Source organism: Frigoribacterium sp. Leaf44, assembly GCF_001421865.1.
Classification (GTDB): domain Bacteria; phylum Actinomycetota; class Actinomycetes; order Actinomycetales; family Microbacteriaceae; genus Frigoribacterium.
The window spans coordinates 836566-850902 of the sequence record NZ_LMLG01000001.1 but is presented as its reverse complement, the minus strand read 5'-3'; the positions used below and the strand labels follow the sequence as shown (position 1 = coordinate 850902).

Below are 14337 nucleotides of genomic sequence, written 5' to 3'. Positions count from 1 at the left end.
CCGGGTCACCACGGCTTGCCGTCGTAGTCGCCCGGGTTCTGCTCGTAGTAGCGGTCGCGGTCGGTGTCTTGTTGTTGCTGCTGCTGGCTCTGCTCGCCCTGCTGCTGCAGCTGGTCGAGGGGGTCGTCGGACTCGGCCTGCCCCTCGCCTTCGCCGGGTTCGTCTCCCCCGGCCCCGGGATCGCTGCCGTCGCCGCCACCGGGCTGCTGCTCGTCGCCCTGGCCCCCCTGGGCCTGCTGCCCCTTCTCATCGAGGCGTTGCTGGGCGTCGTCGAGCGGCTGGGAGGTGTCGGGCTGCTGGGGGTCCTCCGGCGGCTGGAAGCAACCCTCGGGCGCCTCGTCGACGGTCTTCTGCCCGAGTTCGTACAGCGCCTCGGCGTCGGCGTAGCGCAGTTCGAGCAGGGCCGCGTCGCCCTGCGCCTCGATCGTCAACACCAGGTTGACCCGGATGACGCACGAGATCGTCGCGTCGTCGGGGGCGAGGTCGAGCGCCGTGACGAACTCTTGCCGTGCCACGTCGAGCACGCCGATCTGTGCGTAGGCGGTGCCCCGGTCGAAGTGGTGCACCCACGGCTCGACCACGTTGGCGACGCCGAGCGGCTCGGACAGGGAGGCGCTGCGTTCGAACTGCTGGTCACCGTACGACCACTGCGTCAGGGCGGCGAACGTGGGCAGGCTGAGCAGCTTGAGCGCGACGAGCAGGACCACGAGGACGACCGGGGCCGACCAGAGCAGCAGCCGACGCCGGAGGCGCTTGCGGTACTGCTCGACGGTGGGCCCGGCCTCGGCCTCGTGGGCGCGGCGGATCTCGTCGACGGGCGGTGGGACGAGGGTGTCGGTCACGGACGTGCTCCCCCCTCGGGTCGGGCGGCGTCGACGGCCGACGCCGCAGCACGGTCACGCCCGCGGCCCGGCCCACGCTCGTCGCGGAGGGCTCGTGTCGGACGGACCTCGCCCAGGGCCCTGGCCACGAGGGCGACGTCGATCAACAGCAGGAGGAACGCCGGGATCGCGGCGAGCCAGTAGAGGTCGATCAGGCTGTCGGCTCGTCCCTCGTCGGAGGCGACGGCCCCGTCGCGGGCGTCGGCGACGGCAGCGTCCACGGACGTGTCGGCCGTGCGGTGAACGTACGGCACGCCGAGCTGATCGGCGATGCGCCGCAGGGCGTCCTCGTCGATCCTCGAGACGGCGTCGGGATCACCGGCCTGCGTGCGGTCCTGGATGTACTCCTCGGTCGAGTACTCGTCGCCGTAGCCGTCGAAGACGCGCATCTTGCCCCCTTGCTCGGTGCCGTAGCCGAAGACGGCACCGCCGTCGACGTCGCCGGCCGAGGCCGCGAAGCTCTCGGGCTCGGTGCCGCTGGTCTGCTCGCCGTCGCCGAGGTAGTAGACGACGTTGGCCCGCTCCGGGGCGCTCTGCCGAGCCTCGGTCAGCCGCTCGGCCAGCAGGTCGTTCGCCTCGCTCACGGAACTGCCGCTCGAGTAGTAGGTGACCTCTTGGTTCATGGCGTCCGCGGCGGCCACCACGGCGGAGGCGTCGTCGGTCAGCGGCGTCCGCAGGACGGCCGTGCTGTCGAAGGACAGCAACGAGAACCGTGCGCCCGCCAGCTGCGAGGTCACCTCGGCGATGTCGGACCGCACCCCGTCGAGACGACGCTGGCCGTCACCCCAGTCCTCGGCCGCGATGCTCGAGGTCGTGTCGACCACGAAGAAGACGTTGAGCTGGGCGACCGACGCCTGGGCCGATCCACCGGGGAGGCTCGGTCGTACCGCGACGACGAGCAACAAGGCGACGATCACGAGACGTCGCACCCAGGTGAGCAGAACCCGCCGCCGGCCCCGCTCGGCCACCACGCGCCAGCCGGTGAACCCGAGCAGGGCGACGGCGGCCACGCCGAGGAGCCACCAGGGCAGCACGGGCTGGAAGACCAGCGCCCCCGCGATCACAGCCGCACCCGCCAGAGCATCACGAGTCCGCCCATCGCGACGAGCAAGGCGGCGATCGCCAGAGCCTGCGGGTGGTCGGTCACCACGAGTCGTCGAGCCCCCGTGAAGAGCCCCGCCTCGCGGGCGTCGATCTCGTCGACGATCTGCGGCACGGTCGTCGAATCGTCGAGGGCGTAGTAGCCACCGTCGGTCGACTCGGCCGCGGTGCGCAGTTCGGCGGCGACCTGGTCGGCCACGGCGTCCGTGGCGTGGTCGGCGGGGTTCACGGCGTACACCCGGACGTCGCGCTCGGCCGCCAGGTCGGCAGCCTCGGTGAGCGTGAGCAGGGCCTTGCCGTTGACGTAGTTGTCGGTGGCGAGCACGACCGACTTGGGTCGTGTGCTGTCGTCGTCGCCGAAGCCGAGGACGCACGAGGCCAGGCCGTCACCGATCAACGAGGCGCCGTCACCGAGGTCGGTGCCCGTCCAGTAGCGGGTCCCGTTCTCGCCCATGGTGTCGAACGAGTCGCGGTACTGCTCGAGTTGCGTGCGGACGAAGTCGTAGTCGTCGGTGAGCGGGAACGCCTGCACGGCCGAACTGTCGAAGAGGTAGAGCCCGATGCGTTCGCCGTCGAGCCCCTGCGAGAGGGTCGAGAACGTGTCGACGATCTGGGAGTCGACCTCGGTCATGGAGCCCGACACGTCGAGGCAGAGCATGATGTCGCGCTTGTACGACTGGGGTTCGACGACGTCGGTGCTCGAGACCCGGGCGGCGAGCAGGACGCTGATGCCGGTCAGGGCCACCATGGCGACGAGCACGACCGCGAGGGCGGCACGATAGCGCCGGACGACGCGCTGGTAGGCGGGCAGAGCGGTCAGTCGCTCGCCGTGCGCGACCGGGACGCCGAGACGACGGAGGCGCGCCCTGTCTCGGCGCCTCCAGCGCACGTAGAGCCACGCCGCCACCGCCACGACCGCCAGGGCGACCAGCGGCAACCACCAGAAGATCAGCCCCATGACGTCACCACGTCTCTCGCGGTGGCGACGGCACGGGCGGGGTCGCCGGGCTCTTCGAGCCGGAAGGCCGGCGGGTAGTACTGCTCGACCGCCCCCGCGAGCCGGGGCAGGTTCGACTCGCGCAGGTCGGCGAGGGTCATCACGTGCGTGTCGACGCCGTTCGTCTCGTGCGCGAAGAACCGCAACAGCAGGCTGAGCCGGGAGTGCACCCCGCGGTCGTTCAGCCGCCCCGAACTCGCGGCCGTCTCGACCTCGTCGATGAGAGCGAGGTACTTCGCCTTGGTGTCGGCGAGGGCGGCCGGTCGGGACGCCGCCTGGGCCGCTCGCCGGGCCGGGGGAAGTCGCCGTGCCGAGAAGCGGAACACGAAGACGTACCAGGCGACCACGAGGGCCAGCCCGACCAGGCCGAGCACGAGCCAGAGCACCCAGAGCGGGTACTGGTAGGGCCCGAAGAAGTCGTCAGCGCCCGACACGACGGTGCTTCTCGATCAGGGCGAAGAGGCCCGGCACGACCTCGGCCTGGCTGCCGAGTCGCTGGCTGCTGACGCCGAGGGCGAGGAGCTCGCGCTCGGTGTCGCCCACGCGTCGGACGGACGAGTCGTCGAACTCGCGTCGGAGCTGCGCGTTCTCGCGGAGGTAGGCCGGCAGCCCGGACATCTCTCGGACGTCGAAGACCTCGCCGGCATGCCCCGTTCGCGTCATCAGGTCGGCGTCGCCGATCGTCAGCCAGACCACCTCGTGCTGGGCGCGCAGACGGCGGAGCAATCGTGTGATGCGCTCGTCGATCGCGACGTCGTCGGTGACCACCAACAGCATCGAGCGACGCCGGATGCCTCGCGCGACCCACTCGAGAACCGAGGCCAGGTCGCTCGTCGGGGCGTCGAGGTCGACCCGCCGGTCGACCTGACGCAGGAGGGTCTCGAGGTGGGCCTCGGTCGCGCCGGCAGGGTGCGCGCGGGTCCCCGACGAGTCACCCGCCACCAGGGACACGACGTCGCCGTGCTTGGCGGCGATGTAGGCGAGGGCGCCCGCCGCCATCAGCGCGATGTCTTTCTTGGACTCGCCGCTCGTGGCCGTCGCCGCCATGTTGCGACCGGTGTCCATCACCAGGACGAGGTTCTGCCGGCGGCTCGCGATGTACCGCTTGACCAACGGCTCGCCGTGACGGGCCGTGGCCTTCCAGTCGATGTCCTTCACCTCGTCGCCCGGGACGTACGCCCTGAGGTCGTCGAAGTCGTGGCTGCGCCCGTGGTGCACCGAGGCGTACCCGCCCTCGAGCAGGTCGATGGTGCGTCGGTGGGCGAAGAGCCCCATCTTCGTGCGCACGCGCAGCAGCAGGCTGGCCACCGGGGTCAGGGGGTCTGGACGGCGCCGAACACGGCGTCGATGATCGTCTCGGGCGCGACCTCGTCGGCCGTGGCCTCGTAGTTGAGGATCATGCGATGGCGCAGCACGGAGTGCCGCAGGTGCTTGACGTCCTCGGGGATGACGTAGTCGCGACCGTGCAGCAGGGCGAGAGCACGGGCCGCCTGCATGAAGGCGATGCTCGCCCGCGGGCTGGCCCCGAACTCGACGTAGTCGGCGAGGGTGGCCGCGATGTACTGCTGCGGGTGCCGGGTGACGTAGATGAGCTGCACGATGTAGTTGACGATCGACGCGTCGACGTAGACGCGCTTGGCCAGGTCTTGCAGGTAGACGACGTCGGCCAGGCCGACGCCGGTCGAGGGCGACGCGGCCTCGTCGTAGACGCCGCTCTCGATCCGCCGGATGATCTCTGCCTCTTCGGCCGGGGTCGGATAGTCGAGGATCTCTTTCAACAGGAAGCGGTCGAGCTGCGCCTCGGGCAACTGGTAGGTGCCCTCTTGCTCGATCGGGTTCTGCGTGGCCAGGACGAGGAAAGGCGACGGCAGCCGGTACACCGTGCCACCGATGGTGGTCTGCCGCTCTTGCATCGCCTCGAGCATGGCGCTCTGGGTCTTGGCGCTCGACCGGTTGATCTCGTCGAGCAGGACGAAGTTCGAGTGGACGGGCCCGAGCTGGGTGACGAACGTGGACTTCTGGGCGTCGTAGATCTGCGTGCCCGTGATGTCGCTCGGCAGCAGGTCGGGCGTGCACTGGATGCGCCGGAAACTGGCGTCGATCGACTGCGCGATGGTCTGGGCGGCGGTCGTCTTGGCAAGCCCCGGGACGCTCTCGAGCAGGACGTGCCCGCCGGTGATCAGGGCGACGAGCAGGGTGTCACGGAGGGCGGTCTGACCCACGACCTTGCGGCCGAACGCCTGCGACACGGCCCCGACGATCTGCCGGGCCCGCTCGAGCTCGGCGGGCGTCACGGGGGCCGAGGCCGGCGGCGGGGTCTGGCTGGCGGTGGCGGTGTCGGTCACGCGCCCCACTGTAAACCAGTACCCCGACAGCGCCGTTGCCCAGGGTCGCCGTGCCTCACCGCCGCAGCGCGCGCCTCGCCAGCCAGTTGCCGAGGAACTGGACGAGCTGCACCAGCACGATGATGAGCAGGACCGCGGCCCACGTGACGACCGGGTCGAACTGCCGGTAGCCGTAGAGCAGGGCGAAGTTGCCGAGCCCGCCGCCGCCGATGTACCCGGCCACCGCCGACATGTCGACCAGTGCCACGAAGACGAACGTGTACCCGAGGACGAGCGGTCCGAGCGCCTCGGGCAGCAGCACCGTTCCGATGATGCGGGCCGGGCCGGCCCCCGCCGCTCGTGCGGCCTCGATGACGCCCGGCTGCACGGTGAGCAGGTTCTGCTCGACGATGCGCGAGATCGCGAACGACGCGGCGAGCGACAGGGTGAAGATGATGGCCGGGTTGCCGCTGCCCGAACCGATGACGAACCTCGCCAACGGCTGGGCCGCGGCCAGGAAGATGATGAACGGGATCGGTCGGAAGACGTTGACGACCACGTTCAGCACACCGTAGACGACGCGGTTCGCGAACAACGCCCCGCCCCGCGTCAGGTAGAGCGCCAGGCCGAGCACGAGCCCACCGATGCCGCCGAAGAGCAGCGTCAGGGCGACGATGTAGACGGTCTCGACGGCGGCTTGCCACAGCATCGGCTGCAGTTCGATCAGGGAGTCCATGTCAGCGTCCTTCCGTGGGCGCGGCCGAGGTCGTCGGCGAGGGGGGCAGTTCGGTCGCGTTGTCGCCCAACTCGGCGACGGCCGCCCGGACGGCCGCGTCGTCACCGGTCACGGCGAGGGTCAGGGTGCCGAAGGTGCGCCCCTGGATGTCGTTCACGCCCCCGAAGACGATCTCGAAAGAGAGGCCGTGACGGGCGAGCAGCGCGAAGACGTCGCGCTGGTCGACGCCGCCCTCGGCGATGCGCACCGACACGAGGGTGCCGTCGTGCCGGGCCCGCAACGCCTCGAGCTCGTCGCCGTGCGGCGTGCCCGCGATGACGGTCGAGACGAACCGTTTGGTCGACGCCTGCTGCGGGTCGGAGAACACCTCGAAGGTGGGGCCGGTCTCGACGACGCGTCCGGAGTCCATCACGGCCACCCGGTCGGCGATCGACTTGATGACGTCCATCTCGTGGGTGATCACGACGATGGTGATTCCGAGCTCGGCGTTGACGCGCTTGAGCAGCGCGAGCACCTCGCTCGTCGTCTCGGGGTCGAGGGCACTCGTCGCCTCGTCGGCGAGCAGGATGCGGGGGTTCGTCGCGAGCGCGCGGGCGATGCCGACGCGCTGCTTCTGACCACCCGAGAGCTGGTCCGGCCGCGCGTGGGCCTTGTCACCGAGGCCGACGAAGTGCAGCAGGTCGCTGATCCGCCGTTGGTGCTCGGACTTCGGCACGCCCGCCGCCTTGAGCGGGAACTCGACGTTGCCCCAGACCGTCTTCGACGAGAAGAGGTTGAACTGCTGGAAGATCATGCCGATGCCGGCCCGGACCCCCCGCAGGTCACGCTCACGAAGGCCCGTGATCTCGCGACCGTCGACGCGGATGCTCCCGCTCGTCGTGGGCTCGAGGGCGTTGACGAGGCGTACCAGGGTGCTCTTCCCCGCGCCCGAGTAGCCGATGATGCCGAAGATCTCGCCCTCGGCGATCTCGAGGCTGACGCCGTCGACCGCGGTCAGCGGTTGGGCGCCCTTCTCGCGGGGCGGGTAGGTCTTGACGACGTCGGTCAGGGTGATGGCGGGCACGCGTTCTCCTCGGCACGGGCGGAGGCCCGGACCGCGAGCGGGTGCCTGCGCGCGGTCCGGGCCGGGGGTTGCGACCTGGTGGGGTCAGCCGTTCTGCTCGACGAGCTTCTCGGTCTCGGTCAGCGACTTCTCGAGGTCGCCCACGGGGATCTTCGTGATGATCGCCGTGCCGCCCGAGTTGTCGACCACGCCGTCGGTGACGGCCTTGGTGTCCTGGTAGATCTGGACGAGCTTCTGGTAGGTGGCGTTGTCCTTGTCCTCGGCGCGGGCGGCGAAGACGTTGGCGTAGGGCACCGACGAGGGGTCCTCGGGGTCGTCCTGGGCGATGACGTCGTCGGTCGACAGGCCGGCCTTGGTCGCGAAGTCGTTGTTGATGATCGCACCGGCGTAGTCGGGCAGCGACGTGGCGGCGAGGTCGGCGCTCACCGTGGCGACCTTGACCTTCGACTTCGACTCGTCGACGTCGTTGACGCCCGAGAAGATCGTCCCGCCGTCCTTCAGCGAGATCAGGCCGTTCGACTGCAGCACGAGCAGGGCGCGAGCCAGGTTGCTCGAGTCGTCGGGGATCGCGATGGTGTCGCCCTGCTGGAAGTCGCTCAGGTCGGTGTACTTCGACGAGTACAGCGGCAGAGGGTAGATCGCCGTCGAACCGATCGGCACGATGTCGTTGCCCGAGGCCACGTCGTACTGCGCGAGGTAGACGATGTGCTGGAACTGGTTCAGGTCGATCTCGCCGTCGGCGAGGGCCGGGTTCGGCTGCTCGTAGTCCGAGTAGTCCACGAGGTCGACCGTGATGCCCTCGTCGGCCGCGGCCTGGACGAAGTCGGCCCAGTACGGGTCGCTCGCGCCGACGACGCCGATGCGGACGGTCTCGTCGTCGCCACCGCCACGGCTGACTCCGATCGCGATGCCGACGGCGGCGAGCACGACGACGACCGCGACGATGATGGCGATCAGTCGACCGGGGCCCTTCTTGGGGGCGTCGATCAGGGGGGCGCTGCTGGTCATGGGTTCCTCTCGGGGCGCTGCGGGAGCACCGCTCGGGGGTGGGCCGAGGCTGTCGCGGTGCGCCCTCCATGCTGGCCGACGCCCCGGGGCGCGTCACATCGGGGCGTCACACGACGACACACGGTCAGGGCGGCCCCGGGCAGGGACGCGACCGCAGACAGGAGGCGCGGTGCGAGGATTCTCGCACCGCGCCTCCTGAAGGGGGTCGCGTCGCCCGCGGGGCGTGCCGGATCAGACGGTGACGACCTCGGGCGAGCCGAGCTCGCCGGGGGGCATCTCGGCGGCGAGGCGGTTGGCCTCGTCGATGAGCGTCTGGACGATCTCGGACTCGGGGACGGTCTTGATGACCTCGCCCTTGACGAAGATCTGCCCCTTGCCGTTGCCGGACGCGACGCCGAGGTCGGCCTCGCGGGCCTCGCCCGGGCCGTTGACGACACAGCCCATGACGGCGACGCGCAGAGGGACGGTCATGCCCTCGAGCCCGTCGGTGACGTCGTTGGCGAGCTTGTAGACGTCGACCTGAGCGCGGCCGCAGCTGGGGCAGCTGACGATCTCGAGCTTGCGCTCCCGCAGGTTGAGCGACTGCAAGATCTGCAGACCGACCTTGACCTCTTGGGCAGGCGGGGCACTGAGGCTGACGCGGATGGTGTCGCCGATGCCCTCGCTCAGCAGGATGCCGAACGCCGTGGCCGACTTGATCGTGCCCTGGAACTCGGGACCGGCCTCGGTGACGCCGAGGTGCAGCGGCCAGTCACCGCGCTCGGCGAGCTGACGGTAGGCCTTGACCATGACGATCGGGTCGTTGTGCTTGACCGAGATCTTGAAGTCGTGGAAGTCGTGCTCTTCGAACAGCGAGGCCTCCCACACGGCGGACTCGACGAGCGCCTCGGGCGTCGCCTTGCCGTACTTCTGCAGGATGCTGGGCTCGAGCGAGCCGGCGTTGACGCCGATGCGGATGGAGACGCCCGCGGCCTTCGCCGCGGCGGCGATCTTGCCCACCTGGTCGTCGAACTTGCGGATGTTGCCGGGGTTGACCCGGACGGCCGCGCAGCCGGCGTCGATCGCCTGGTAGACGTAGTTGGGCTGGAAGTGGATGTCGGCGATGACCGGGATCTGGCTCTTCTTCGCGATGATCGGAAGGGCCTCGGCGTCGTCGCGGCTCGGCACGGCGACGCGCACGATGTCGCAGCCGCTGGCCGTGAGCTCGGCGATCTGCTGCAGGGTGGCGTTGATGTTGGGGGTCGGAGTCGTGGTCATCGACTGCACGCTGACGGGGGCGTCGCCACCCACGAGCACCTTGCCGACCTTGATCTGCCGCGTCTTGCGACGCGGGGCGAGGACTTCGGGGACCTTCGGCATTCCGAGATTGACTGCTGGCACGGTGTCATCGTAAACCTCGGCGCTGGACGCCGCGTGACGGGCGGGTGACCGTCCGGTCACGCGACGTCCGTGACCTGACGTCAGCCGAAGAGGTCGATCGGGTTCACGATGTCGGCATAGGTCAACAGAACCGTCATGCCGCCGAGGAGGATGACGATCGCGAAGGTGACGGGGATGGCCTTGGCCGTGTCGACGGGGCCCGGGTCGGGTCGGCGGAAGAGCTTGGCGAAGCCGCGGCGGATCGCCTCGATCAAGGCGCCGGCCACGTGTCCGCCGTCGAGCGGCATCAGCGGCACCAGGTTGAACACGAACAGCGCGACGTTGAGGCTCGCGAGCAGACCGACGAGGGTGCTGATGCGGTCGACCACCGGGATGGTGTCGAGGCTCGCGATCTCGCCCGCCATGCGCCCGACGCCGACGACGCTGACGGGGCCGTTCGGGTCGCGCTCGGCCCCGCCGAAGGCGGCCTGCGCCACCCCGACGAGACGCTGGGGCAGCGTGACGATGACGCCGACCACGTGTGCGATGTTGTCGCCCACGGCCGGCAGCACGGCCGTCACGGGTTCACGCACCTTCTCGTAGGCGAAGCCGATGCCGACGAAGCCGACCTCCTGCGTCTGCGAGCTGCCGTCGGGGTTCGTCGCGACGGCCCCGCTCGACGTGGTCACGTACCGCTCGGACAGGGCCGGCGTCACCTGGAGCGTGCGCTCGGTGCCGTCGCGGTCGACCACGACGGCCAGGGTCTCGCCGGGAGAACGCTGCAGGATGCCCGTGATCTGGTCGCCGTCGGAGACGGTCGTGCCGTCGATCGACACGATGCGGTCGCCGTTCAGCATGCCCGCGGCGTAGGCGGGAGCCTCGGGTGCGTCGGACGGGCAGCTCGTCTCGGTCGACCCGGCGGGCAGGACGCAGGTGCTGACGCTGCCGACCGTGGTGCTCGCCTGCTGGACGCCGAAGCCGCAGAGCAGCACGGCGAACAGCACGATCGCGATGAGCAGGTTCATGAACGGGCCGCCGAGCATGATGATCACGCGCTTGTACACGGGCAGGCGGTAGAAGGTCCGCGACTCGTCGCCCTCGTCGATCGTCTCGGCACTGGCGGTCCGGGCGTCCTGCACGAGGGTGTTGAAGAAGCCGGTGCTCGACTGGCGCGCGCCTCCCCCGGTCTTTCCGGGAGGGAACATCCCCGACATCGAGATGTAGCCGCCGAGCGGCAACGCCTTGACGCCGTACTCGGTCTCGCCCTTCTTGCGCGAGAAGACGGTCGGCCCGAAACCGATCATGTACTGGCCGACCTTCACGCCGAACTTCTTCGCCGGCACGAGGTGGCCCACCTCGTGCAGGGCGATCGACACGGCCAACCCGACGACCATGACCAGGACGCCGAGCACGAAGAGGAGGATCGTCTGCACCGGGCAAGGGTAGCCGCCCGCGGCCGGACGTCCACCGCGCCGACGCCATGACGACGCTGGGAGCCCCGAACTGGGGCGGCGGGCTCAGCGGGCCAGCAGCGCGTCCGCCTCGGCACGCGCCCAGCGCTCGGCGTCGAGCACGCCCTCGAGGCTGTTCTCGCCCGCGGTGTGCCGGTCGACGACCGCCTCGACCACGTCGAGGATGTCGAGATACCCGACGCGTCCCGCGTGGAACGCCAGGACGGCCTGCTCGTTCGCCGCGTTGAAGACGGCCGGATGGGTGCCCCCGGCCCGCCCGACCTGCTTCGCCAGCCGGACGGCCGGGAAGGCCTGCTCGTCGAGGGGCTCGAAGGTCCAGGTGGAGGCGCGGGTCCAGTCGAGCGGGACGCCCACGCCCTCGACGCGGTCGGGCCAGGCGAGTCCGAGCGAGATCGGCAGGCGCATGTCGGGGGGCGAGGCCTGGGCGATGGTCGAGCCGTCGACGAACTCGACCATGGAGTGGACGATCGACTGCGGGTGCACCGTGACGTCGATGTGGTCGTAGTCGACGTCGAACAGCAGGTGCGCCTCGATGACCTCGAGCCCCTTGTTGACGAGGGTCGACGAGTTCGTCGTGACGACCAGGCCCATGTCCCAGGTGGGATGCGCGAGCGCCTCGCGCGGCGTGACGTCGGCCAACGAGTCCCGCGTGCGGCCGCGGAACGGACCGCCCGACGCCGTCAGGACGAGCCGGCGCACCTCGCGATCGGAGCCCGACCTCAGGGCCTGCGCGATGGCCGAGTGCTCGGAGTCGACCGGCACGATCTGGCCGGGAGCGGCTCGCTCCTTCACGAGGTCGCCGCCGACGATCAAGCTCTCTTTGTTCGCCAGGGCGAGCGACGCACCCGAGTCGAGGGCGGCGAGGGTCGGCGCGAGGCCGACCGACCCCGTGATGCCGTTCAGGACGACGTCGGCGCGGACGTCGCGGACGAGTTGCACCGATTCGTCGGTGCCGAGGGCCGTGTGCTCGACACCGAACTCGGCCGCCTGGGCCGCCACACCCTGACGGTCGGAGCCGGCGGAGAGGCCGACGACCTCGAAGAGGTCGGGATGGGCCCGGACGACGTCGAGGGCCTGGACCCCGATCGAACCGGTGGAGCCGAGGATCGTGATGCGTCGCATGGGGCCAGCCTAGGGCGACCACCTCCGGGGCCGTCCGCCGCCGCGAGACGACCCGTGGTTCGGCGACCCGCCCCTGGGCGACCAGCGCCTAGGCGACGGCGAGGATGTCGATCACGAAGACGAGTGTGTCGGTGCCCCCGATGCCGGCCGACGGTTGACCGGCCTCGCCGTAGCCCTCGGCGGGCGGGATGATCACGACCACCTGCGAGCCGATCGTCTGACCGATCATGGCCTTGGCGAACCCGGGCACGACCTGGTCGGTCGAGAACGGCGTCGGCGTGCCCTTGCCCCAGCTCTGGTCGAAGACCTCGCCGGTGGTCCAGTTGACGCCCTGGTACTGGACGGTGACGTTCGCGGGGTCGGGGACGACAGGGCCGTCGCCCTTCTTGAGGACCTCGATCTGCAGGTCGGACGGCGGTTCGGTGCCGGGCGGGATCGTCACGGTCGGCTGACCGTCGTCGGCGAGCTCGACCGTCGGGAAGCCGTCCACGGGAGGCCGGGCCTCGCCCGTCGCCTTGGTCGGCACGATCGACACGACGTCGGCGACGATCACCACGGGCGTGGGCGTGGCGGCCTGCTCCCCCGCGGTCGCGGTCGTCATGTCGGCCGCCGAGGCGACGGTCACCGTGCGGCTACCCGAGGGCACGCAGGCGATCGCGTCGACGATGCCCGGCACGTAGTAGTCGGTGCTCACCGTGAGCTGCGTGGGCTGCTGGCCCTCGTCGAAACCGGCCGACGTGACCTCGGCCCCGGTCGTCGCGTCGTAGACGGCGATGCGGACGTTCGCCACCGCGCCCGGCCCGGCGACCTCGCCACTACCCTCGACCAAGGTGGTGCGCTGGGTCGACGGGACCTCGAGTGGGGTGTCGAAGACGACCTCGGGCTTGCTCTCGACCTCGCCCGTGACGTCGACGCCGTCGGACAGCGCCCCCGACGTCGGCGCCTTGCAGTCGCCGGTCGCGCCGCTCGCCGTGGGAGACGGCTGGTCGGAACCACCCGTGCAACCGCTCAGCACGATGGCGACGAGCGGAACGGCCGCCAGGGCGACGAGCCGTCCTCGACGGACACGGGTGGACGGACGAGGAGGAGCGGTGCGGGTCATCGAAGAGTCGTCTCGGGGGTCGACGGCGACGGCCGACTAGGAGACGGCGAGGATGTCGATGACGAAGACGAGCGTGTCGGTGCCCGAGATGCCCGCCTGCGGGGCGCCGGCCTCACCGTAGCCGTCGGCCGGCGGGATGACGACGACGGTCTGCGACCCGACGGTCTGCCCGACCATGCCGTCCGCGAAGCCGGTGATGACCTGGTCGGTCGAGAAGGTGGCCGGCGCACCGCGCGACCAGCTCTCGTCGAAGATCTCGCCGGTGTTCCAGATGACGCCCTGGTACTGGACCGTGACGGTGTCGCCGGCCTGGACCGTGGGACCGTCGCCCTTGATCAGGGTCTCGACGCCGAGCTCGGTCGGCGCGTCGGCCTCGGGGACGGTCACCGTCGGACGGCCGTCGGCGTCGAGCTCGACGGTCGGGAAGCCGGCCTGCGGGGCCTGGGGCTCGCCCGAGGCCCGCAGCGGGACGTCCGAGGTCGACGACGCCGAGCTGGTCGACGTGGCGGTGTCGGACGATCCACCGGCGTCGCCGGCACAGGCCGCCAACGACAGGAGGAGAGCGGGGACGGCCAGGAGGGCGAGGGAGCGGCGCATGGGGATCTCTCGGTCGGAGTGACGGGGCTCGCGCCGTGGGACTCGGCGCGGCGAAGGTGCCGTGCCATTCTGCCTCACGCCCGGTCGGCTTCTCTGGACGCCGCCACCACGGTCGGCTCGTGCCCGACGGGGAAGGCGACGGACGCCGCGATGAAGCACTTGCGGCTCGCCTCGGCGTGCAGCTCGAGGGCGCGCTCGACCATGCCGTCGTCGGCGACGGTCACCCGGGGCCGCAGGGTGACCGACGTGAACCGTCCGCCGCCGTCCTGCGTCTGCGTCATGCGCCCCACGGCGGCGTCCTCGTAGGCGACCACGACCACGCCCGCGGTGGCGGCCACGTGCAGGTAGCTGAGCAGGTGGCACTGCGCCAGTGCGGCCAGCAGCAGCTCCTCGGGGTTCCACCGGTCGGCGTCGCCGTGGAAGGTGCGGTCGGCCGAGGCCAGGATGTCGTGCTGCTTGCCGGGGGCGACGATCGTGTTGTCCCGGCCGTACGAACGGTACGAGGTGGTGCCCTCGCCCCGGTCGCCCGTCCACTGGACGTCGACGGCGTAGTCGTGGTCGAGCATGCTGCCTCC

At 70.6% G+C, this 14337-nt stretch carries 15 protein-coding genes; all 15 read right to left on the bottom strand.

Features of this window, described 5'->3' with window-relative positions; all coding sequences use genetic code 11:
- Positions 1 to 5: 5 nt before the first annotated feature.
- Positions 6 to 842 carry a hypothetical protein gene (locus tag ASE87_RS03915; protein ID WP_056226077.1) on the bottom strand — a complete coding sequence of 279 codons (837 nt, stop codon included), beginning with the start codon at positions 840 to 842 and terminating at the stop codon, positions 6 to 8.
- Positions 839 to 1945 carry a VWA domain-containing protein gene (locus ASE87_RS03910; protein ID WP_056226074.1) on the bottom strand — a complete coding sequence of 369 codons (1107 nt, stop codon included), beginning with the start codon at positions 1943 to 1945 and terminating at the stop codon, positions 839 to 841. Before ASE87_RS03910 ends, ASE87_RS03915 begins: the two co-directional genes overlap by 4 nt.
- Positions 1942 to 2940 (bottom strand): VWA domain-containing protein, encoded by a 999-nt coding sequence (locus tag ASE87_RS03905; protein WP_043596114.1) that lies wholly within the window; start codon positions 2938 to 2940, stop codon positions 1942 to 1944. Before ASE87_RS03905 ends, ASE87_RS03910 begins: the two co-directional genes overlap by 4 nt.
- Complete coding sequence (locus ASE87_RS03900) at positions 2931 to 3413, bottom strand: hypothetical protein (RefSeq protein ID WP_056226071.1); 483 nt, start codon at positions 3411 to 3413, stop codon at positions 2931 to 2933. The genes ASE87_RS03905 and ASE87_RS03900 overlap by 10 nt, the downstream gene beginning before the upstream one ends.
- Complete coding sequence (locus ASE87_RS03895) at positions 3400 to 4287, bottom strand: DUF58 domain-containing protein (RefSeq protein ID WP_056226068.1); 888 nt, start codon at positions 4285 to 4287, stop codon at positions 3400 to 3402. The genes ASE87_RS03900 and ASE87_RS03895 overlap by 14 nt, the downstream gene beginning before the upstream one ends.
- Before the next feature lie 5 nt (positions 4288 to 4292).
- Positions 4293 to 5324 (bottom strand): MoxR family ATPase, encoded by a 1032-nt coding sequence (locus ASE87_RS03890; RefSeq protein WP_082452280.1) that lies wholly within the window; start codon positions 5322 to 5324, stop codon positions 4293 to 4295.
- A gap of 55 nt (positions 5325 to 5379) precedes the next feature.
- A complete protein-coding gene (locus ASE87_RS03885) occupies positions 5380 to 6039 on the bottom strand; it encodes a methionine ABC transporter permease (RefSeq protein WP_056226064.1) in 660 nt (219 codons plus the stop codon).
- A gap of 1 nt (position 6040) precedes the next feature.
- Positions 6041 to 7102 (bottom strand): methionine ABC transporter ATP-binding protein, encoded by a 1062-nt coding sequence (locus ASE87_RS03880; RefSeq protein WP_056226061.1) that lies wholly within the window; start codon positions 7100 to 7102, stop codon positions 6041 to 6043.
- An 84-nt stretch (positions 7103 to 7186) separates the two neighbouring features.
- Entirely contained in the window at positions 7187 to 8110 is a 924-nt protein-coding gene (locus ASE87_RS03875; RefSeq protein ID WP_056226058.1) for a MetQ/NlpA family ABC transporter substrate-binding protein, read from the bottom strand.
- Between the two features lie 231 nt (positions 8111 to 8341).
- A complete protein-coding gene (gene ispG, locus ASE87_RS03870; RefSeq protein WP_171007237.1) occupies positions 8342 to 9490 on the bottom strand; it encodes a flavodoxin-dependent (E)-4-hydroxy-3-methylbut-2-enyl-diphosphate synthase in 1149 nt (382 codons plus the stop codon).
- An 80-nt stretch (positions 9491 to 9570) separates the two neighbouring features.
- Positions 9571 to 10902, bottom strand: coding sequence for an RIP metalloprotease (locus tag ASE87_RS03865; RefSeq protein ID WP_235472187.1), 1332 nt, complete (start codon positions 10900 to 10902; stop codon positions 9571 to 9573).
- An 84-nt stretch (positions 10903 to 10986) separates the two neighbouring features.
- Positions 10987 to 12063: a 1-deoxy-D-xylulose-5-phosphate reductoisomerase gene (gene dxr / locus ASE87_RS03860; RefSeq protein WP_056226055.1), complete on the bottom strand. Its 1077-nt coding sequence runs from the start codon at positions 12061 to 12063 to the stop codon at positions 10987 to 10989.
- Between the two features lie 88 nt (positions 12064 to 12151).
- On the bottom strand, positions 12152 to 13165 hold the full coding sequence (locus ASE87_RS03855) for an FKBP-type peptidyl-prolyl cis-trans isomerase (RefSeq protein WP_056226052.1): 1014 nt from the start codon (positions 13163 to 13165) through the stop codon (positions 12152 to 12154).
- A 36-nt stretch (positions 13166 to 13201) separates the two neighbouring features.
- The gene (locus tag ASE87_RS03850; RefSeq protein WP_052505196.1) at positions 13202 to 13762 is read right to left on the bottom strand and encodes an FKBP-type peptidyl-prolyl cis-trans isomerase; all 561 of its coding nucleotides are present in this window, start codon (positions 13760 to 13762) and stop codon (positions 13202 to 13204) included.
- 74 nt (positions 13763 to 13836) lie between these two features.
- Entirely contained in the window at positions 13837 to 14328 is a 492-nt protein-coding gene (locus ASE87_RS03845; RefSeq protein ID WP_056226848.1) for an OsmC family protein, read from the bottom strand.
- Between the last annotated feature and the right edge of the window lie 9 nt (positions 14329 to 14337).

Coding starts and splice junctions, on each gene's coding strand:
- ASE87_RS03905 (WP_043596114.1), bottom strand. CDS start 2,940: ATGGGGCTGATCTTCTGGTGGTTGCCGCTGGTCGCCCTGGCGGTCGTG.
- ASE87_RS03885 (WP_056226064.1), bottom strand. CDS start 6,039: ATGGACTCCCTGATCGAACTGCAGCCGATGCTGTGGCAAGCCGCCGTC.
- ASE87_RS03875 (WP_056226058.1), bottom strand. CDS start 8,110: ATGACCAGCAGCGCCCCCCTGATCGACGCCCCCAAGAAGGGCCCCGGT.
- dxr (WP_056226055.1), bottom strand. CDS start 12,063: ATGCGACGCATCACGATCCTCGGCTCCACCGGTTCGATCGGGGTCCAG.
- ASE87_RS03855 (WP_056226052.1), bottom strand. CDS start 13,165: ATGACCCGCACCGCTCCTCCTCGTCCGTCCACCCGTGTCCGTCGAGGA.
- ASE87_RS03850 (WP_052505196.1), bottom strand. CDS start 13,762: ATGCGCCGCTCCCTCGCCCTCCTGGCCGTCCCCGCTCTCCTCCTGTCG.
- ASE87_RS03845 (WP_056226848.1), bottom strand. CDS start 14,328: ATGCTCGACCACGACTACGCCGTCGACGTCCAGTGGACGGGCGACCGG.